This window comes from Spirochaeta lutea, from assembly GCF_000758165.1.
Lineage (GTDB): Bacteria > Spirochaetota > Spirochaetia > DSM-27196 > Salinispiraceae > Spirochaeta_D > Spirochaeta_D lutea.
On sequence record NZ_JNUP01000003.1, the window covers coordinates 102,208 to 121,971 of the forward strand.

22 protein-coding genes and 1 tRNA gene are annotated in these 19,764 nt (G+C 47.3%); 6 read left to right on the plus strand and 17 right to left on the minus strand.

All coding sequences use genetic code 11. From position 1 onward, the window contains the following. Window positions 1-15: 15 nt before the first annotated feature. The 11 genes from DC28_RS00935 to DC28_RS16580 all read right to left on the minus strand — a co-directional run bounded on the left by DC28_RS00935 (window position 16) and on the right by DC28_RS16580 (window position 10,657). Window positions 16-621: a V-type ATP synthase subunit D gene (locus tag DC28_RS00935; protein ID WP_037544681.1), complete on the minus strand. Its 606-nt coding sequence runs from the start codon at window positions 619-621 to the stop codon at window positions 16-18. Between the two features lie 3 nt (window positions 622-624). Then, entirely contained in the window at window positions 625-1,932 is a 1,308-nt protein-coding gene (locus tag DC28_RS00940) for a V-type ATP synthase subunit B (RefSeq protein ID WP_037544683.1), read from the minus strand. A gap of 12 nt (window positions 1,933-1,944) precedes the next feature. Further along, window positions 1,945-3,714: a V-type ATP synthase subunit A gene (locus tag DC28_RS00945; RefSeq protein WP_037544685.1), complete on the minus strand. Its 1,770-nt coding sequence runs from the start codon at window positions 3,712-3,714 to the stop codon at window positions 1,945-1,947. Window positions 3,715-3,717: 3 nt separating this feature from the next. Next, complete coding sequence (locus DC28_RS00950) at window positions 3,718-4,314, minus strand: DUF2764 family protein (RefSeq protein WP_081941757.1); 597 nt, start codon at window positions 4,312-4,314, stop codon at window positions 3,718-3,720. A gap of 18 nt (window positions 4,315-4,332) precedes the next feature. Then, window positions 4,333-4,926, minus strand: a complete 594-nt coding sequence (locus tag DC28_RS00955) for a hypothetical protein (RefSeq protein WP_037544689.1) — start codon at window positions 4,924-4,926, stop codon at window positions 4,333-4,335. 117 nt (window positions 4,927-5,043) lie between these two features. Further along, complete coding sequence (locus DC28_RS00960) at window positions 5,044-5,445, minus strand: hypothetical protein (protein ID WP_037544691.1); 402 nt, start codon at window positions 5,443-5,445, stop codon at window positions 5,044-5,046. Window positions 5,446-5,449: 4 nt separating this feature from the next. Further along, entirely contained in the window at window positions 5,450-6,079 is a 630-nt protein-coding gene (locus DC28_RS00965; RefSeq protein WP_037544694.1) for a hypothetical protein, read from the minus strand. Further along, on the minus strand, window positions 6,080-8,497 hold the full coding sequence (locus DC28_RS00970) for an endonuclease MutS2 (protein ID WP_037544696.1): 2,418 nt from the start codon (window positions 8,495-8,497) through the stop codon (window positions 6,080-6,082). Beyond that, window positions 8,494-9,447, minus strand: a complete 954-nt coding sequence (gene rsgA / locus DC28_RS00975; RefSeq protein ID WP_037544698.1) for a ribosome small subunit-dependent GTPase A — start codon at window positions 9,445-9,447, stop codon at window positions 8,494-8,496. The genes DC28_RS00970 and rsgA overlap by 4 nt, the downstream gene beginning before the upstream one ends. Then, window positions 9,440-10,255 (minus strand): glutamate racemase, encoded by an 816-nt coding sequence (gene murI, locus DC28_RS00980; RefSeq protein WP_052078292.1) that lies wholly within the window; start codon window positions 10,253-10,255, stop codon window positions 9,440-9,442. The genes rsgA and murI overlap by 8 nt, the downstream gene beginning before the upstream one ends. 6 nt (window positions 10,256-10,261) lie before the next feature. Continuing rightward, window positions 10,262-10,657 carry a hypothetical protein gene (locus tag DC28_RS16580; protein ID WP_193382270.1) on the minus strand — a complete coding sequence of 132 codons (396 nt, stop codon included), beginning with the start codon at window positions 10,655-10,657 and terminating at the stop codon, window positions 10,262-10,264. 72 nt (window positions 10,658-10,729) lie between these two features. Between DC28_RS16580 and DC28_RS00985 the strand changes: the two genes are divergently transcribed. Both DC28_RS00985 and DC28_RS15020 read left to right on the plus strand, forming a co-directional pair. After that, window positions 10,730-11,317, plus strand: coding sequence for a pentapeptide repeat-containing protein (locus DC28_RS00985; protein ID WP_037544700.1), 588 nt, complete (start codon window positions 10,730-10,732; stop codon window positions 11,315-11,317). Between the two features lie 17 nt (window positions 11,318-11,334). Continuing rightward, window positions 11,335-11,952, plus strand: coding sequence for an MBL fold metallo-hydrolase (locus DC28_RS15020; RefSeq protein ID WP_052078293.1), 618 nt, complete (start codon window positions 11,335-11,337; stop codon window positions 11,950-11,952). Window positions 11,953-11,982: 30 nt separating this feature from the next. Here the strand turns inward: DC28_RS15020 and DC28_RS00995 are convergent, their stop codons facing one another. From DC28_RS00995 to DC28_RS01005, 3 genes are read right to left on the minus strand one after another with little or no spacing between them, the layout of a single operon-like run. Further along, window positions 11,983-12,924, minus strand: coding sequence for an RluA family pseudouridine synthase (locus DC28_RS00995; RefSeq protein ID WP_037544702.1), 942 nt, complete (start codon window positions 12,922-12,924; stop codon window positions 11,983-11,985). After that, on the minus strand, window positions 12,914-13,417 hold the full coding sequence (locus tag DC28_RS15025) for a hypothetical protein (protein WP_052078294.1): 504 nt from the start codon (window positions 13,415-13,417) through the stop codon (window positions 12,914-12,916). Before DC28_RS15025 ends, DC28_RS00995 begins: the two co-directional genes overlap by 11 nt. Further along, the gene (locus tag DC28_RS01005) at window positions 13,410-14,132 is read right to left on the minus strand and encodes a YggS family pyridoxal phosphate-dependent enzyme (RefSeq protein ID WP_037544705.1); all 723 of its coding nucleotides are present in this window, start codon (window positions 14,130-14,132) and stop codon (window positions 13,410-13,412) included. Before DC28_RS01005 ends, DC28_RS15025 begins: the two co-directional genes overlap by 8 nt. Before the next feature lie 126 nt (window positions 14,133-14,258). On the opposite strand from DC28_RS01005, the gene pdxS reads away from it, so the two are divergent. The 4 genes from pdxS to ilvN all read left to right on the plus strand — a co-directional run bounded on the left by pdxS (window position 14,259) and on the right by ilvN (window position 18,431). Beyond that, window positions 14,259-15,164, plus strand: a complete 906-nt coding sequence (pdxS, locus tag DC28_RS01010; RefSeq protein ID WP_037544707.1) for a pyridoxal 5'-phosphate synthase lyase subunit PdxS — start codon at window positions 14,259-14,261, stop codon at window positions 15,162-15,164. A gap of 64 nt (window positions 15,165-15,228) precedes the next feature. Next, window positions 15,229-15,801 carry a pyridoxal 5'-phosphate synthase glutaminase subunit PdxT gene (gene pdxT / locus DC28_RS01015; protein ID WP_037544708.1) on the plus strand — a complete coding sequence of 191 codons (573 nt, stop codon included), beginning with the start codon at window positions 15,229-15,231 and terminating at the stop codon, window positions 15,799-15,801. Between the two features lie 305 nt (window positions 15,802-16,106). Continuing rightward, window positions 16,107-17,822 (plus strand): biosynthetic-type acetolactate synthase large subunit, encoded by a 1,716-nt coding sequence (gene ilvB / locus DC28_RS01020; RefSeq protein WP_037544710.1) that lies wholly within the window; start codon window positions 16,107-16,109, stop codon window positions 17,820-17,822. Between the two features lie 9 nt (window positions 17,823-17,831). Then, a complete protein-coding gene (gene ilvN / locus DC28_RS01025; RefSeq protein WP_052078296.1) occupies window positions 17,832-18,431 on the plus strand; it encodes an acetolactate synthase small subunit in 600 nt (199 codons plus the stop codon). 145 nt (window positions 18,432-18,576) lie between these two features. Here the strand turns inward: ilvN and DC28_RS01030 are convergent. From DC28_RS01030 to DC28_RS01040, 3 genes are all read right to left on the minus strand, one after another. Next, window positions 18,577-18,650: transfer RNA gene (locus DC28_RS01030), tRNA-Val, on the minus strand. A gap of 176 nt (window positions 18,651-18,826) precedes the next feature. Beyond that, the gene (locus DC28_RS01035) at window positions 18,827-19,264 is read right to left on the minus strand and encodes a response regulator (RefSeq protein ID WP_037544712.1); all 438 of its coding nucleotides are present in this window, start codon (window positions 19,262-19,264) and stop codon (window positions 18,827-18,829) included. Between the two features lie 16 nt (window positions 19,265-19,280). Continuing rightward, window positions 19,281-19,754 (minus strand): chemotaxis protein CheX, encoded by a 474-nt coding sequence (locus DC28_RS01040; RefSeq protein WP_037544714.1) that lies wholly within the window; start codon window positions 19,752-19,754, stop codon window positions 19,281-19,283. Window positions 19,755-19,764: the final 10 nt, after the last annotated feature.

Genomic DNA, 19,764 nt, shown 5'->3' on the forward strand with positions numbered 1-19,764 from the left:
TGGTCATAGGTACAATCATGTGGTGCCTCCCTCAACGCCGAGCTTGCCTTTGGAGATTTTACCTCTTACAACCGCTGCGGTTTGTTGATCACCCAGGTATATCTGAATCTTCCTAATATTCTCTCTTGTCTCAGGAATCTTCACCTTTTCGAAGAGGTTTACCCGCTGACTTGTGGTTCGCAGCTCCGCAGAAATCAGTTCATACTGTTTGTCGAGTACGTTCAATTCAGCATCAAACCCAAGAATCTGTTTCAACCCTTCTATCGCCCGGTCGACCCAGAGCGGGTACTGAAAAAGGTCGTAATCAGGGTCCTCAAAGGTGAGCTCCTCAAAAACCGGAATATCTATACCCGCGATGTTTCCGGACCCGGTTTTGATTCCCTTAATTACAATTAAATCTGCTATGGGGATTTGCTCACCGAATACGGCGATCCAAGACTCTATTCCCTGATATATAGCGTCTCTTTTTTCTACCAGATCCTTTCGTTTCTGCTCGATCTGGCGTAATACCATTTGCAGCTGTTGTTTCTTCAACTGCAAGGTAGGAAGATACCGCCTATACCGTTTGAGGTAGTCTTTTTGTTTTTTTAACTCATTTTTTGTGAGTTTTACCTGTGCCATACGCTAGTTTGATACCTTTTCCTTTGGCCAGAAATCCTTGGTGAGGTCGGTTCTCAACCCTGTTTCATTGGGCTCAAAACAATCTGCGAGGATTTCCCACCCAAGATCCAGGGCTTGCTCCAGGGGAATATTCACCGAGAGATCCATCATTTTTGACTCAAACTGATCGCCGAATCGCAGCAGCTTTTCATCCCATTCGGTCATCCTGAATCCCATGGACTTCTTTTCCAATGATTCCTTAAACGAGGCATACAGGGTAATCATAGCATCCATAATTGACCGATGGTCTTGTCTCGTATCCTTGTTAACCATCTGCTTTAGCCGGGAAAGAGAACCGAAGGGCTCGATTCTACCGTTCTTGAGATAGTACTGCCCCTCGGTTATATACCCGGTATTATCCGGGATAGGATGGGTTACATCATCCCCAGGCATAGTTGTTACACCCAAAATGGTAATAGAGCCGGCCCCTTCGAAGTCTACGGCCTTCTCATACCTACTGGCTAACTGACTGTAAAGGTCACCTGGATATCCACGATTCGAAGGTACCTGTTCCATGGTGATTGCGATTTCCTTCATTGCATCGGCAAAGTTTGTCATATCAGTCATAAGAACTAAAACACGCTTGCCTTGAAGGGCGAACTGCTCCGCAACAGCGAGGCTGATATCCGGGACCAAGAGCGCTTCGACGATGGGATCGCTAGCGGTATGTACGAAGAAAATGGTACGAGATAGGGCGCCCCCCTCTTCCAGCGATTCCTTAAAAAACAGGTAATCATCGTATTTTAGGCCGATACCGGCAAGAATAATCAGATCAACCTCGGCCTGTAATGCGATTCGTGCGAGGAGCTGATTATAGGGTTCTCCAGAAACGGAGAAAATGGGTAGCTTCTGACTCTCAACAAGGGTATTAAATACATCGATCATGGGTATCCCGGTCCGAATCATGTTTCTCGGTATGACACGTTTTGCCGGATTAACAGAGGCACCCCCTATCTCAATCAGGTTTTCTTCAATACTTGGTCCGTTATCTCTGGGACGGCCGGAACCGTCAAAGATCCTTCCCAAAAGATTATCTGAAAAAGAAACTTTCATGGAATGTCCGAGGAATCGCACTTCATCCCCCGTTGAAATCCCCCTAGCCCCATTAAAGACCTGAAGGGACACCTTATCTCCCTTTAACCGGATAACCTGGGCAAGTGAATCGCCATGGGCTGCACTAACAAGAGCAAGATCATCGTACCGAACACCTGCAGCGGTTACTGTAATAACATTACCCGCGATTGACTCAATTCTGCTATATACCTTCTGCATGCTACCCCTCCCCTATGCGTTAACTGCCATGAGCTTCTTCGCCCCAGGATCAATTCCGTTCTTTTTTTCAGCTACCATTTGTTTTATTTCATTTTCCAAACGCTCGAATTCATCACTCTTCCATTCTGAACCGTTATAATCTAAGAAATTTTGTCGTAACTTATTGAAGAATTCCCGTGCTTCACGTTGGCTGGCGAAATTGTATTGGGCTGCCAGAATGTCAAAAATAAGGTTAAAGACATGACGCTGCCGCTCCACGCCTACCGAGGCATCCACTGGGTCGAAGCTGTCCTGTTGGAGATACACACGATCCAAAAACTCACTCTTCTGGTAAACGGTGTAGTCGTCTAAGCCGGTGCCCTCTTCCCCGACAACCTTCATCATCTGATCAATCTCATTTCCACGGAATAGTACATCCCTGGCGTATTGGGTGAGTTGGGGATCAATGAGACCGCCGTATTTACTCCAACTGTCCAGGGGGTGAATTGAAGGGTATTTTCTGGCATTGGCCCGATCTCTGGAAAGACCATGAAAGGCACCCACAACCTTAAGAGTAGCCTGGGTTACCGGCTCTTCGAAGTTTCCTCCGGCAGGACTTACCGTACCACCAATAGTCACCGAGCCCTTACTGCCATCCTTCAGCCGAACCAACCCTGCTCGTTCATAAAAGCTGGCAATAACAGATTCCAGGTAGGCGGGGAACGCCTCTTCTCCGGGAATTTCTTCCAACCTGCCCGACATCTCCCGCATGGCCTGAGCCCACCGACTTGTTGAATCTGCCAGAAGGAGGATGTTTAACCCCATCTGTCGATAGTATTCTGCGATGGTGACCGCGGTGTAGACAGATGCCTCACGTGCCGCTACGGGCATCGAGCTTGTATTACAGATGATTACCGTCCGTTCCATGAGGGTTCTTCCGGTCCGGGGGTCGATGAGTTCGGGGAATTCCTTCAGAGTCTCCACCACCTCGCCGGCCCGCTCCCCACATGCGGCAACGATAACGATATCCACTTCTGCGTTACGGCTAGTCACCTGCTGTAAAACGGTCTTACCTGCCCCAAACGGCCCCGGAATGCAGTATGTACCACCTAAGGCTACCGGGAGAAAAGTATCAATAATACGAACCTTGGTTACCATCTGCTCATCGGGCCGCAAACGTTCCTCGTAATTGCTAATAGCCCTCTTTACAGGCCATTCGAACATCATGGTAACTTCATGAATACTGCCGTTTTCATCTTTGAGTTCTGCAATTTTTGTATCAACGGTGTAATCACCCTTCGATGCTAGGGAAACTACGGTAAACCGTCCCTTAAAATTGAAGGGCACCATGATTCTATGGGAGAAAATACCCTCAGGTACGGTACCGAGGGTGTCGGCGCTGGAGACTACATCCCCGATAGAAACAGCAGGGGTGAACTCCCATTTGGTTGTCCTATCCAGAGCATTGAGATAAATGCCCCTTTGAAGAAAGAAACCGCACTGACTCGCCAACTCCGGGAGAGGATTCTGTAATCCGTCATAAATCTGACTAAGCAATCCTGGACCCAACTCAACAGCAAGCAATTCACCGGAAAACTCTACACGATCCCCAATTCCGATACCTCGGGTCATCTCGAATACTTGCATTTCCACCATATCACCGGTTATTCGGATTACCTCAGACTTCAGCCGCTGATCCTCTAAAAGGATGTATCCGACCTCGTTTAGGGCGACATTACCGGAGACCTGAACAGAAACCATATTTCCGTTTACTCCGAGAATTGTTCCTGTGGTTACTGCCATAGTTTACTCCCTTATTTCTGTTGGGTTGTTCTGGGTTTCATCCAGCTTTTCTACAACCCGGTCATAGTGATTTTTATAAGATTCGGTTCCTCGTTCCACTGAAAAGCTGCTCTGCCTGGTAGCAATAAGTAACCGCAAATAGTACACCTGCAATGCTTCAAGGTCAAAAAAGTGGCTCAATGAAAGTTCATCCAGAAATCCCCAGCGCAGTTCATTGAGCCCAACCTCAGCTTGTAATGGGTTTGAATCCTGAATGGTACTTCTTACAGCATCAGCTACGTGCCCAAATCCACGAAGGATTTCTGAACCCGGGGCAGCTCTGAAGAATTCTTCCGGTGATTTACCAAAATTTGAGGCGCGCTGAGCGGTTAATTCATTCCGAAGGAGATATTCAAACTCCCACCACTGTAATAGCAATGCATTAGTACTTGTCTCATTCCATTTTGCCGGAGGAATTAGATTGGTGTTCCGGAGGATTGCGATATCCCGGGCAGACAACCAATCGCTACATTGAGAAAGAAAATGTTCCGGTGTCAGTGAGGGCTCACCCCCAAGAAATAATGCTGGGAGAGTAGATACTAGATAGTAATACTGACTCAAGGCAGACTCCTTTCGCTGTTACTCGTTCCCGGAAATGAGAGAAGATATATTGGTATTCAGGTATGCGGTAAGCGCCTTAGCAATGGCCGCACTAGAAAAATCATAGTACGCTGATCCATCTTTCTCCCTAAGGATGAATCCAGCATTAATCTTGTCATTGGGGACAATGGTTACTCCGTCTTTCAGTTGATTAGAAAGGTTTTTCTTTACAGAAGAGAATACCTGTTCACCCTGTTTGGCGGAAAGTTCAATAGTGCCGTCAGTACTCCAAGCCTTTACCACTGCCCCAATGGCGTCGGTAAGAACCTGTTCACTGTAGGCAGAGGTAACCGATGCTTCCACGACCTGAGAAAACAAGGTTTTTATGCGTTGCTCCAGAGATAAAACGAGGTCCCGCCCAGCCTGTTCAAGGGCTGATTTTCCGGATGCCATGATTTTGTCCGCCTGTGTTTGGGCGTGCTGAACCGTTTTTTCTGCATCACGTTGAGCTTGAGTCTTGATTGTTTCGGCTTCTTTCTCTGCCTGTTTCAAGATTTTTTGGGCTTGTTGCTTCGCCTCTTCAACTCCCTCGGATTGGATCTTCTCCAGGAGCTCTTGTAATTGTACTTCCATTCTTCCCTCCGCGTCTACAATGGTACTAAGACTATAAAATATGCGAAAGCTTCTATGCAACAGCCATTCGATAATTTCTTATAGTCTTAGGGTCAAATATGAGTCTTTTATTAATGATTAATACAAACTGCCCAGGGAAAAATCCCCTACTATCTTGTATAACCCACCATCCCGTTCTACCTTCAAATCCTTACCTGGAAAATATTTTGGTAGTAACGATTCGACAACCCCTGCTGTCTCTTGTAAAACTGCTTGCTTTTTTTCGGGTTTCACCGTTTCCAGGGTAGAGATTTTAACGTCAATGATATACCCCCTACCCGTTTCACTGCCATAGCCTGCCGTGAACTGAGCGCCAAGGTTAAATAACCCATCGGCAGCCTTATTGCTGGTAGCCCCGCGTTTAGGCCGATTTGGATGAATCCGGTAAACACCCTGGTATTTTTCTTCCAAATAGTCATCGACCTCATCGAAAAGATGCTTCATCTTCTTATCAAACGCCTGGGTTTTCGGATGATACATCGGGTTATTGACTCCAGGAAATTTCCCACACGAGGTCTTCTTGCAAACTTACCATCTCTTCGAACCCGATTGAAAGTGCGATAACATTGCCGTCCACAGTACCAATGTTTGCTCGTTGGATGGCAGCAGGTGCCTCAAGAACATACCGGAGTTCAAACCCTTCAAAGAAGGTCTTCATAATTTCCAGGTCCTCGGGGGACGGGGCATCTTCACCGGTTGCGGCGGGAAGCAGCGGCTGGGTATAGGTTGTTGTGTCACCGTTTTTTTCTACCCTGATGCCTTTCGCAAACTCGGATTGCTCCTCATAATACTGGTTCAAGGCTTCCACCGAGTCGAAGTCGAAGGCCGCTAGGATGGTGATGGCATTGCCGTCATCAATTTGCTCGAATGATCTAAAATGCAGTCCGGTTTTATCAACAGCATCCCTGAATTCAGCCTCATCCAGAGGTAATGCCTCTGCACTATCATCCTGCTCCAGCGCACCCATTTCATAAAAATCTTTTTGCATCGTATAAGAAATAGTAAAGGTCCCTCCATTCTGAGGGTTAATTTTAGTATTCATTTCTATCTCTATACAGCCGCCTAGCATCATGATCATAAGTCCCATGGCTAGGGCTAACAGTACTCGTTTCACCTAATCCTCCTTAAGATACACCAATGTTTTTCCAGTACCCCCGTCCTCAGGCCGTGCAAATGAAAAACTTTTCACACAACCGAGGGTGCCGAGAAAATCATGCACACCTTTTTGCAGTGCGCCGGTTCCCTTTCCATGAATTATACTAAAAAAGAACAACCCTTGCACCATGGCGTCGTCTATCTGCCTTGTAAGCTCCTCTATCGCTGCTTGTAGGCGCATACCCCGTAAATCCAAGGTAAACATAGCTGTGCGGCTAGGCCCAGAAGCAGTATGCTGGTCAGTCGAGAAAAACCGCTTTTGATCCGCTGAGGGTGTGAAATATCCAACCTTCGTTTCATTGGCCTCCGCTAAGGACAACTGGTCCTCAGCCACGGTCATCTTCACTACCCCGGCAGAAACAACCCACTTCCCATCCTTCTGTTTCTTCACCAACACCCCTGTTTGACTGGAACCAGAAATACGCACCCGTAAACCAGGGATTAGGTCTGGAAGGTGTCGGCTTCTCAGGTCTTTCAATTGACGGGTCGCAGCTAATTCGGCCTCATGCGTTTCTGTACTCAACAAGTTTGTTTTCTGATGAATCTGTTTTGTATCGACAGACCCCCCGGATGCCTTGATTTCCTGAATGAGCGCCTGTATCTCTTTGCGGGCATCTTTTAAATAATCGTTCACCCCGCTCAGCTGTTGTTTTTTCAACTCAGCAGCCTGAGCTTCAAGATCAATCCTCAGCTGCTCTACGGTCTGGCGCTCCTTCCCAAGGGCCTCCCGCTCGTGGGTTGCAGCCCTACCAGCCTCTTCTAAGGCTCTTTCTTTTTCCTGAAGTGATTCTAATAGCGTATCTAGCCGTGAGCCCTTTTCGCTGGCGAACTCCCTCGCCCTGGTCACAATCCCCGAAGGGAAGCCTACCCGTTGGGCAGTGTCAATTGCATGGCTTTCTCCCGGGACACCGTATCGGATGACAAAGGTTGGACTCAGCGTCGAGTCATCGAACACCATGGATGCATTCTCGACGGTATCATGCTCATAGGCATAGGCCTTAATACTGCCATGGTGTGTAGTAATAAGCCCAAAACAACGGTGATCAATGAGCGCCTCTAAAATTGCCAGGGAAAGCGCCCCCCCTTCTCTGGGATCGGTTCCGGTACCCAATTCATCAATGAGCACCAGGTCGCCGTCTTTCGCTTCGGCTATAATGTCGCCGAGGTTCTTCAAGTGAGCCGAAAAGGTAGAGAGGGACTGTTCAATGGATTGCTCATCCCCTATATCAGCAAATATTCGCGGGAACCAGGGGATAACCGAGCCTTCATCCGCAGGAATGGCTATGCCGGCACGAACGAGGAGGCTCATCAATCCCAGAGTCTTCAAGGCGACGGTCTTTCCTCCGGTATTCGGCCCGGTAATTATAATGATCCGCTTACCCTCTGTAAAACGAATATCCAAGGGAACGGCATGGTTTCCCAGCAAAGGATGACGGACCCCAGTGAGCGACAGGTGATCCTCAGATAGGTGCGGTACACTTCCACCGATGGAATAGATCCATCTGGCCCTCATGACCAGAAAATCAAAGTAATCGTAGAATTCCCGCAGCCTACTCAATTCTCCCAGGTAATCCTGAATGACTCTTGAACAGGTTCGGATGATTTTTCGAATTTCTATCTCGTAGGAAACCTGGGCCTGCATGAGTTCGTTATTTTGTTCCAAGAGGCTCTGGGGCTCCATAAAAAGGGTTTGACCAGTATCGCTACTCCCATGGACAATGCCCTGATATTTTCCCCGGGCATCACTGCGCATGGGCAAAAGAATCCTACCGTCTCTAAAAACCGGATTATCACTGTTAAACACAGCTGCGTCATTGCTTAATAATTGCTTCGCATGGTGTAAAACCTCTTGGTTCAACAGTTGAATTTTACGTCGTATGGTTCGTAACTCGGGAATCTGCTCCTCTTTCAATGTACCCTGGGAATCAAAATAGGGCAAAAGCATCCCTCCAAGGGTTTCAAGATCGGGCAGTCCGGAAAAAATTTCAGAGATGACAGAACAGGTGTCAGGGGCCAGGGAGAATAGTTGTTCCAACCGCTCCGGTGTCTTGTACCTAACGAGTGCTATGGCGGAAACCAACACCGGCATGAGAATCATGAAATCCTCAAGCTCCAGGGATGCCCCCTGTACACCCAATGTATTGATGACCGGCGTGAAATCCTCAATAAACGGCAGCCCGGGAAAATCGGGATGAGAAATCAGCGCCATCAAGGCTTGGCTTTTACCCATGAGGTCGACAACTTCCTCACGGGTTCTCTGGAATTCCCCCTCCGGATCTGCTTGTATCTCCTTACCCTTCCATGAAGTAAACCCGTACCCGCAAATACGGGCAAGAATTTTGTCAAATTCCAACACACGTATACTATGACTGTTCATTCATACTTCCTTTGTTTTGCTAGGGTAAGTTCTTGGAGAATCCGTAGATAGCTCTCATACCGATCCGGATGAATCAGATCATCCTCGAAGGCTTGCGTAACAGCACATCCCGGTTCATGGTCATGGGTACAGCTGGAAAACGCACACTGAGACCGGTATGGATCGAAATCCTTGAAATAAAACGACAAGTCGGCGGGAGTGATGAAGTTCATTCCTAGTTCGCGTACACCCGGAGTATCAATGATTTTGAGATCCGGCGTACCGTCACCAGACCAATGGAGGTACATCCGTGCAAGGGTGGTTGTATGCCGACCTCGCTGGTATTTTTCGGACACTTCCCCGATTTTTATTACCACCTCAGGGAAGATTGATTGTAACAAACTGGATTTTCCAACCCCTGACTGTCCGACTATCCCGGTGACCCTATTGGATAACAAGGATAGGAGCTCCGGCATTCCTTCGCCGGTTTCAACAGAAAACAATAGTACGGGGATTCCAAGCCCATGATAGACTGCTAACCGTTCAAGAACCTCATCAGTGACCCCGAGGTCAGTTTTGTTAATGGCAATAATTGGTGTGACCGAATCATATTCTGCACATATCAAGGCACGGTCTAAAAACCGCGGTCTGAATGGCGGGGTTCCTACCGAACCCATTATCACCACCTGATCAAGATTTGCCGCCAAGGTTTGTAGATTATTACGTTTGATATTCCAACGATGAAAAGCATTGGCACGGGGCAATCGTTCCAGGATGGTTCCGTGGCGATCCACCATGACCCTGTCACCCGGGGAAAGCGGATTGTAGGGATCATCATCCACTTTGAGACGCTTCCCTTTGAGCCGGCATTCCCAGGTCTCTCTGGGATCTTCGCCAGAGAGTAGCCCTAGGGCAAAGATATTGTTCGCCCCCCACAAGACTGTCCCGTGTCGGTGATTCACCTCATTCATAAACCGTTTCCTTGCACCACCTGCGAAGTTTTGCATCAGTCAACAACTGCTGGTATACAGCACCAGGGTTTCCACGCCCCCGGTGGTACAACCATGGTGCATGGCCGGTTTCAGGTGCTTCATCATATTCTATAGCAGGAGAAATCTTACGCAAAAAACTCATGACCCGGTTTATCACACCCTTCCGGGAATCAACCAGTGAAATGCCCGGACCAAATAACCGAGCCAGCTCGGCATCCGCATGGATGAAGTGGGTGCACCCCAAAACCACCCGGTCAATACCCGCCTCCTGATATTCCTCAATGACCGGTTGAAGAATTTCCCGGAGCACCGCAGGATTTCGATGCTGACCACTCTCAACCAAAGCCACGAGGGGATCCAGAGGCGTGATATGCACCAGACAGTCGGCGGCATAGCGACGGATGAGATCAAGAAGATACGGATCCTGGGAGGTTCTGGTGGTCGAGAGGACCCCGATGGCCCGATTTACACTGTTCAGAGCTGCAGGTTTTACCGCGGGAACGGTTCCGATAAAGGTAATTTCAGGGAATTCAGCCCGGAGATACTCCAGTCCAACAACACTGGCGGTGTTACACGCCAGTACCACAATCTGAGGATCCCAAACCCTGCAGATTTCCAAGAGAAGTTCATGTAACAAGCCTTGTAATTCTTCTACTGATTTGGTGCCATAGGGAAAGTTCTGCTGGTCCGCTACGTACACCAGGGACTGACCCGGGGCACGGCTACGCAACTCCCAAAGGTAGGGCAATCCCCCTACGCCTGAATCTATAAAAACCACCGGCTTCATGAATAATTACGTCTCATTCTCATCGCTGAATAGTGCTGAAAGAGGATTCGACTTCCCTTCTGCTTTGGATGCCCCATCGTCCGGATTCCCGAACAACCGAGCAACCTTCTTGCGCGCAGCTTCTTTGGCGAATTGTGCTTTGTCCTGGGCAGCAGAATCACCAGCACCGGTTTGCTGGGGTTTAAAATAGTCACAAAAATTGGACCGTTCTTTATGTACTACCGCTTCGGGGATTGTCTCAGCACAATCCCAATGACTACCCGGTGAGTAAAATGCACAATTCTTGCACACATGCACATCGGCATGACAGTTTACGCACTCCAGAGTACGCGAAACCGGTTCACGAGGCGATAAAAGGGAATCTAATGGCTGGCCACAAGAAAAACATACCATGTTGAACATACTATCCTATTTCGAATTGGGTCGCAAGATTTCTCCATTGCAGGAATCCGCTCCATGTCCTAATGTATACCTATGTTTAACCGCAAACTCTGCCCCATTCCCGAATGCCAGAACCTTCGAATCCCCGGTGAAACCAATTGTCCCATTCACCGCTCTGACCAGACTGGATATAAAGAGTTCCTTCTTACCCAAATCCAGGAATGTGAAACCTTAAATGATCTTTGTTTTAGCGGCATATCATTGTCAGATTGGGATTTAAGTGGAAAACAGCTTATCGGATGCGACTTTTCCAATTGTCAAATCGAGGGATGCAATTTTTCCTCTGCTACCCTCATGCTCTGTTTTTTTGATTTCACGGTCATAGAAAATACCGATTTTTCCGGGTCGCATATCATGGAATCAACCTTTGCTGCGGCGAAAATTTCAACAACTACCTTTTCTGGCTCGGATGTCGTATTAACGAGTTTTAACGGAAGCACGATCAATGAATGTGATTTTTCTGCTTCTGATTTGATGTACAGCCGATTCATCAACGCCCAGACTCGGGGAGTATCCTTCGAGGATTGCAATGTGAAATCCACATATTTTCTCAACACACGGTTTGAGGAGGTCAGTTTCCGGTATGCAAACCGTGAAGAGGCCATCTATGACCGGCAGTAAACCCAGGGGAGTTGGACATGCAGGCAGCTAGTTACTTTAGTACAAAACATCTGAAAAACACCTACATCATCAGTGCGGATAATTCGAACAAGACACTACTTGTAGATCCCTTTGAGATCGAACTTCCCCTATTCGAATTATTAGAAAAAAGAGGATTGATCGTTGACTCCGTACTCTTGACCCATGGAGATGCTCAGAATGTTCCGGCCTTGTTGAGCTTGCCGCGTATTTACGGTTCTATCTCAATCTACGGCGGTTTGGATGCCATTGCAGGCATCCCAATTACCAATGTCAAAGAAATGGCAGCCTTCAGAGCTGCAGATATCGAAATTGAGCCCATCTTTCTTCCCGGGCATCACAGCGATTCCATCATTTACCGGATAGGATCCACCTTATTTACCGGAGAGCTTCTTGAGGCTGGCCTTGTGGTAAAAGCCGACGAAAGTTACGGCCGGGCTTTGCTCATTCAATGTATAAAAGAGACCCTCTTTTCGCTCCCCAAGGAAATGGTCATTCTACCGAGCCAGGGCCCCCCCTCCTCTATCGGCATAGAAATCGAAACCAATGACGACCTCCAGGGAACTGAAGAGCGCATCACGAATTCCTACCTCCAGCGCCTCTTCACTGATTTTTAATCGGAAATTTCCCGGGACGGTACAATAGCATCACCATCCTTCCATGTAGCGGATGAATCGGTCCGGTATTGGTGCCTCAAATTCCCTGGGAATAGTCTCATTCGGCAGGGTGATTCGTAATCTATACGCATGAAGCATAAGGGTGTCGTCACGGTTTTTTGCTCCGTAGAGAGTATCACCCACCACACTGGCACCGAGGAAGGCACTATGAACCCGGATTTGGTGAGTCCTTCCGGTTTCAATTTTAATCTGAGCCAACAAGGAGGTAGGGCTCCCTCCTCGTATCCGAAAATGAGTAACAGCCAAACGTCCGGTAGAGGCTTCTGAATCGCTTTCAACAACGGCAAAGCGTTTCCGATTTAACGGATCTCTCCCTATCCGGTTCCTCACGGAATACCATTCGGTTTCTGGCATTGTTAGGAGAGGACTCTTTGGATCCCGGGGTTTATGCAAAATCGCAAGATACAGCTTTTCTACCCGACGATTTTTGAACTGATCGCTGAGCATTGCATGGGTATAGGAATCCTTGGCGACAATTATCACCCCCGAGGTATCCTTATCAAGTCGATGGACGATTCCTGGACGCAAGGGATCACTCTCTTGACTCACCTTATGGTGATAGAGCAGCCCCTGGACCAGGGTATGAGGGTGATGCCCGGCCCCGGGGTGTACAACCAGCCCCTGGGGTTTATTTAATACAATCACCTTGTCATCCTCATAAAGGACCTGGATATCAATGTCCTGAGGCTCTAGGTTCGGCGGGTTTAGTTCAACTAATTCCGCCTCAATCAAATCACCCAGTCTCAGCTGATGGGATAGTTTTACAGATTTTTTATTAACCCTCACAGCCTTGCAACGTTGCTTAATTTGACTTCGAGTCAATCCCTGTTCCACCATGGACAGCACAGCATCAACCCGGAGCCCCTCATGCAGAGGGTTTTCCACAATGAAGGTAATAATGTCAGTCTTCATTATTCGAAACACCCTTCGCCGCTTGATGATCGATGATTCCATCAATTATCGCCACCACTATGGACAACGCAGCACTGCTTACAAGTATCCCAAGGTTTTCTTCGGTGGTATTGCTGGGCTTATCCGGTGGTGAAAAGATAAAGGGGGCGTATCTTGGTGCCACATCTCGCCCTTCAATAGTAAACACCAGGTATCTTCCAATGTCGTAGGTGAACTGGGTTACTAAAAATGCGAAGGGGAAAAACCCGATGGCGATAACCTCTCCCCTGCGGAGAACCTGGGCCCATTGGGGAAATTCATCCCCCGTATCCTTTTTACTGTCGTCCCCCTCGGCTTCCCGGGCGGCTTGCTGCAGATAGTCTAACTGATAGGTAGGAGAAATTGGTGTTCCAGGAGGACCAGTGTATTCTTCCGTCCATGCAGTCCCCGAACCCAACACCAAAAACATGAGAATGATGCAGATACGACGAATCCATACCCGAGCATCATGCATAATTTCGTTTTCCAAAAATATGGGTACCGATACGGATCATTGTTGATCCTTCCTGAATTGCAATGGGAAAGTCGCTACTCATCCCCATGCTCAAGGTGTCAAAATGCGGATACCGATTTTGCCCCTTGATCTCTTCGAAGATCGTTCGCAGATGCCTAAAGCACCGGCGAATTCTCGATTCATCATCAGTTAATGGACCTATGGTCATCAATCCCCGGGGATTTACTAAACGCTGGTAATCCGGGGTTCTATCGATGAGATCGAGAATATCATATAATCCCTCTATGGATTCTATGCCGGATTTTTGGGTCTCGCCGGATGTGTTCACCTCGAAAAGGAGATTAACAGGCTGTACAGAATCGGTATTTGCCTGTTGCTTCAAGACCTCATTTAGAAGTCGTTGGCTATCAATCGAGTCCAGCCAAGAACACCGCGGAAGAATCTTTTTGACTTTATTCCGTTGGATGTGACCGATGAAGTGTAATTCCAAATCATCCGGACGTTCCGGAAACTTTTCGATGGTTTCTTGAGCTCGATTTTCACCAAAACAACGGATGCCATGGGTTTGGAGCGTCTGAATATCCGAAAGAGGATAGGTTTTACTCACACACATTATGGAGACACTCCTTGCTGATCGTCCTACCTTTTGACATTCCTGGTTAACTTTTTCAGTTATTTCTTTATAATTTTGTACTAGTTCTTCTTCCCGAGTCATGACTCTACTCTACCAACTCTACCGGGTTCTGTGAATATAGATTGACTTTGATGCAAGATATCTTTACTGTGATGCTAAATTTTGGAGAACTTTTCTACAACGGGGAAGAAAAGGTGGTAAAACGTTATGAGTAATACAACATGGTCTGATAGACAGGTTTCTACCTGGAAAACTAAGGTAGGTCTCGCAGAAATGCTTAAGGGCGGCGTTATCATGGACGTTGTCGATGTGGAGCAGGCGAAGATCGCGGAAGCAGCGGGAGCCCAAGCTGTCATGGCTCTTGAACGAGTTCCAGCAGATATCCGCGCACACGGCGGGGTTGCCCGGATGAGCGATCCGGACATGATTGAGAATATCAAAAAAGCTGTTTCCATTCCTGTAATGGCAAAATGTAGAATTGGTCATTTCGCAGAGGCTCAGATCCTCCAGGCCCTGGGAATTGATTTTATAGATGAGAGTGAGGTTCTCACCCCGGCAGATGATATATATCATGTTTGGAAGCATGACTTTAAGGCGCCGTTTGTCTGCGGCTGCCGGAACCTCGGAGAGGCACTGCGAAGGATCGGTGAAGGTGCTGCCATGATTCGTACCAAGGGTGAAGCGGGTACGGGTGATGTTGTCGAGGCAGTTAGGCATATGCGCACCCTCATGGATGACATCCGCAGAATCCAAGCTCTTGGCAAAGAACAGCTCATGACTGAAGCGAAAAATATGGGAGCTCCGTTTGAACTGGTGCTTGAGGTTGCGTCGAAGGGAAAACTTCCCGTTCCAAATTTCTCTGCAGGAGGAGTAGCAACCCCAGCTGATGCAGCGCTCATGATGCAGTTAGGTGCGGAAGCGGTTTTTGTCGGTTCCGGGATTTTTAAATCCGGAGATCCTCAAAAACGGGCACGGGCTATTGTGGATGCCGTCTCCTATTTTGATAACCCGGAAAAACTCCTGGAGATAAGCAGAAATCTCGGTGAAGCCATGGTAGGGATTAATGTTAGTTCCATGGGCGAAACCGAACGTCTTGCCGGACGCGGATGGTAGATTTTACAATCTCATCTCAAGCCGGGCTGATGCCCGGCTTTATTTTTATATGAGGTAGAAGAAGATGAAGACAATCGGAGTTTTAGCATTGCAGGGTGGATTTGCCAAACACTTACAAATGGTCAGCTCATTGGGAGTTACCGCCGTTCCTGTTCGCTCGGAAGAAGAACTAGGCACCCTTGATGGGATTATACTCCCCGGGGGGGAAAGCACCACCATTGGAATGCTTTTGGAAAGGCGAGGGTTATTAGCTCCATTGAAGGAGAAAATTGCAGGGGGAATGCCTGTATTCGGTACTTGTGCAGGAATGATTTTGCTTGCGGAGACTATCGAACACCATCACCAGAGTCATATAGGATTGATGGATATAACCGTAGAACGCAACGCCTATGGCAGCCAGGTTGAGAGTTTCGAAGCGGACTTGGAGGTTGATCTCTACGGTGTATCCCATAATCTACGAGGTATTTTTATTCGAGCCCCAAGAATTGTACGGGCTGGTATAAATGTAGAGGTTCTTTCTCGCTTCTCCCATGCACCCGTATTGATTCGGCAAAAAAATATGCTAGCTGCATCGTTCCACCCAGAGTTAGGATCCGATCCGATCCTCCATGAATTTTTTATTTCCCATGTACTATAGAGAACTTCCCCACTAGTCTTTGTGAATTTTTACTATATCGTTCCATTCTCGCCGTATTCCAGCTCCGGATTTCTTTTTTTTACACACCCTACCCTAGATTGATCCTGATTACTTAGAATATCTGCATTTATTCACCCAAACTTTTAAAAATCTCATAATAATTATGGTTTTTACTACGGTGTTTGAAGGCTTTTTTCTGTTTCTATAATTTTTTATCCTTATAATACTATATTTTTACATAATACTTGACATCCATTCGAATTGGCACTATAAATTATTAAAGAAATGAGGACCAAGGAGGCCATATGGCAATAAAAGCAAAAACCGGAGCTGAGGTAATCGTAGATGTTATTCAGCAACAGGGTGTGGACCATATCTTCGGATTGCCCGGTGGTGCTGCTATTCCAATTTTCGACGCCCTAGTAGACTCTCCCCTGAAGTTAATCCTGTCCCGACACGAACAGGGGGCAACCCACATGGCTGATGGATACGCTAGAGCTACAGGAAAACCCGCCGTGGTCTTAGTGACCTCAGGTCCGGGAGCAACAAATACCATAACCGGAATCTTAACCGCCCAAATGGATTCGGTCCCCATGGTAATTATCTGCGGTCAACAAACCACATGGAATCTTGGCCTCGATGCGTTCCAGGAGGCTGATGTTTCAGGAATCAGTTTTCCCGTAGTCAAACATTCTTATTTGATAAAAGACCCCCATGATATCCCCCGAATTATCCGAGAAGCCTTCCATATAGCACAAACAGGACGTCCTGGTCCGGTTCTTATCGATGTTCCCAAAGATATTTCATCTGCTGTATTTGAGCCCGACTATAACCAAGAGTTCCACCTCCCCGGCTATCTTGTTCATGGGGATGTGGATAAAGAGGAAATAGTAGAGGCGGCGCGTCTAATTGAAGCATCTGAACGCCCCATCCTGTTGGTTGGACATGGAGCGGTAATTAGTGGTGCTGATAAAGCGCTTATGTACCTTGTTGAAAAATTAAACATTCCAGTTGTGAATACCCTCTTGGGAAAGGGTGGGTTTCCGGAGACCCATGCACTCAATCTTGGGATGCTGGGTATGCACGGTACAGCCTATGCCAATAAGGCTGTGGACGCCTGTGATCTTCTAATCTCCGTCGGAAGCAGATGGGATGACAGGATTGTAGGTAACGTAGAAAAGTTCTGTGTAACGGCAAAAAAAATCCACATCGATATCGATCCTTCAGAATTCAATAAAATTCTTCAAATGGATGTCACCATTCAGGGTGATGCGAAGATGGCCGTTGAAGCCCTATTAGCTGTGGCTCGACCGGGGAACACAAAGGAATGGTTGAAACAAATTGAGCGTTGGAAAAAGAGTTTCCCTCTTAAATACAAAAAAAGCGGACGGCTATGCGCTCAACACGTTATTGATGAATTTGCTAAGCAGGCTGGTTCTGCGGGGATCTTTACCACTGACGTTGGACAACACCAGATGTGGGCTGCCCAATACTGCCTAACAGATAATCGATTCCACTGGATCAGCTCCGGAGGAGCAGGGACTATGGGATTCGGGTTCCCTGCTGCCATTGGAGCACAGCTGGCCCATCCACACAATCCAGTAATCGCTGTCGTTGGTGATGGTGGCTTCCAAATGACGCTAAATGAGCTTTCAACGGCAGTAATAAATAAACTCCCCGTGAAGGTTCTCATTATCAACAATAACTTCCTCGGAATGGTGAGACAATGGCAGCATCTTTTTTATGGGAACAGACTTTCCGGCGTTGATCTTGAAGGAAACCCTGATTTTGTAAAATTGGCAGAAGCGTACGGTGCAAAGGGATTCAGAATCAAAAGGAGCGCCGATGTGAAACGGATTGTTTCTGCCGCCCTCGCCTACAATGAAGGCCCTTGTATCATTGATGCTCAGGTTTCGAAGGAGGACAATGTATTCCCCATGATCCCGGCTGGAGCATCCTTATCCGATATGATTTTGGAACCCCCCAAACACACCATGGCAAAACCTGTTGGTTCAACATAGGAGCATTCTATGAACACTAATACTAACCCGATACCGGGATACATCGGAAATCCTACCCTTCTCTCAGACCCCCCCATCGTGTCATCGAAGAAGAAGCAGAAGGAACATACTCCAGCCTTCAAGAGACATACCCTAAGTCTGTTCGTTGCAAACAAGCCTGGTGTTCTGATACGTATAGCTCTTGTATTTGCACGCCGGGGATACAACATTGATAGCCTGGTGGTTAGCGAGAGCAAGGATGCTCGCTACTCCACCATGAATATTGTTGCCACCGGGGATGAATTAGTACTTGATCAGATCCTAAAACAGTTGAACAAGCTCGTCGATGTTATCCGGGCTCATGACCGGACTGAGGACGATATTATCCAGAAAGAACTCGCCCTCTATAAGATTCAATGTACCGGAGAAAGCAGAATGCAGGTACTGCAACTCGCCCACGCCATGGGATGCGAGACGACGGATGTATCGGAATCTACGGTGATTTTATTGGCTCATGGTCACTCAGAACAGTTGGATAGTATTTCGCAAATCCTGGAACAATACGGGGTCATAGAGATGGTACGTACAGGTAAGGTGCTCATGGCAAGAGGCGAAGAACTCACATCCTAATCAGGGCCGTATGGGACATACTAGCACCAGGGTACATGTTTTTACTAGGCGGGCAAAAGCGTGTACCCTTCCCTGTTTGCTGTTTGCTACTTACAGATGAGCTGTACCCATTCTTCGGAAATCTGGTTAAATTATGAGGTATAATTGGGCGATATTGGATTTGAACCAACGACCTCTTGCATGTCAAGCAAGCGCTCTAACCAACTGAGCTAACCGCCCCAACGAGCTACATACTACAAAATTTTTATAGGATTGCCAATACCTTGATGTAAAATAGTGAGGCCTAACAAACGGTGGCATCGTTTGTTAGGCACTCCTTACCGCCCATTAAAAACAGCACAGACTTCCATTCCGGTAAGCTTGCTGTACGGTCGTAAATAGTATAATTCTACGCCTTATCTCTTTAAGGAATTAACAATTCGTTCAAGAACCTTTTTCCGATCCAGCGGTTTGACAATATAGTTCTTTGCCCCAAGCATTAGGGATTGTTTTACTAAATCTTGTTTACCGAGGGCGCTAATCATGACAACGGTAGCCTCTTTATCAAAATCTATAATCTTCTCTAATGCAGTAACACCGTCCATTTTCGGCATTGTTATATCCATAGTAACAAGATCTACGTTAGGGTGAAGCTCTTTATACTTTTCGACCCCCTCTTCACCGTTAACTGCAACACCAATAATTTCAAAGCCTTCAGACGTTAGTATTTGCTGAATTTGTTTAGTAACAAACATCGAATCATCGACAACCAATACTCGGTACGGAGTACCGTCGAGTTTCACCCCTTCTGCTTGCCGCTCGTTAATGTTTGGAAAATCACCCTTTGTTCTCATGGTCGCTCAATCTCCCCTACCGTTCTCTGACGGCCACATTAATTTCGATTTTTCCGTACTCCGTTTCCATTGGAACAATAAGTGCTTCTACCCGTTGATCGGAGATCTCCATATTCTCACCGGTAAACAGGGCCGGCGGTGTTAGGTCAAAGGTAAAGCCGAGATTATGCAGCTTTGTTACCGCCTGCCCGGTAATCATATTGGCTAGTTCGGTGATAGTTGCTTTACCCATATCATTGAAGGTTTCAATGGTTTCCATTCCCATAGATCCCAACATTGCGTTGGTAACATTCAGTGCGGTTTTACCGGTCATGTCAAACAGAACCCTACCTTCTACATCTCCGGCTAAGCCCACAATAGCAGCAACCCCAAGGACAGACATTGAGGTAGATTTTAAATACAATTCACCGCGTTTCACCTCTGTATTGAGCACCTCCGTAAGGACACTATATGCTGCTTCAACAAAGGGGTTGATATACTCAACTCTCATGGTACGTAAC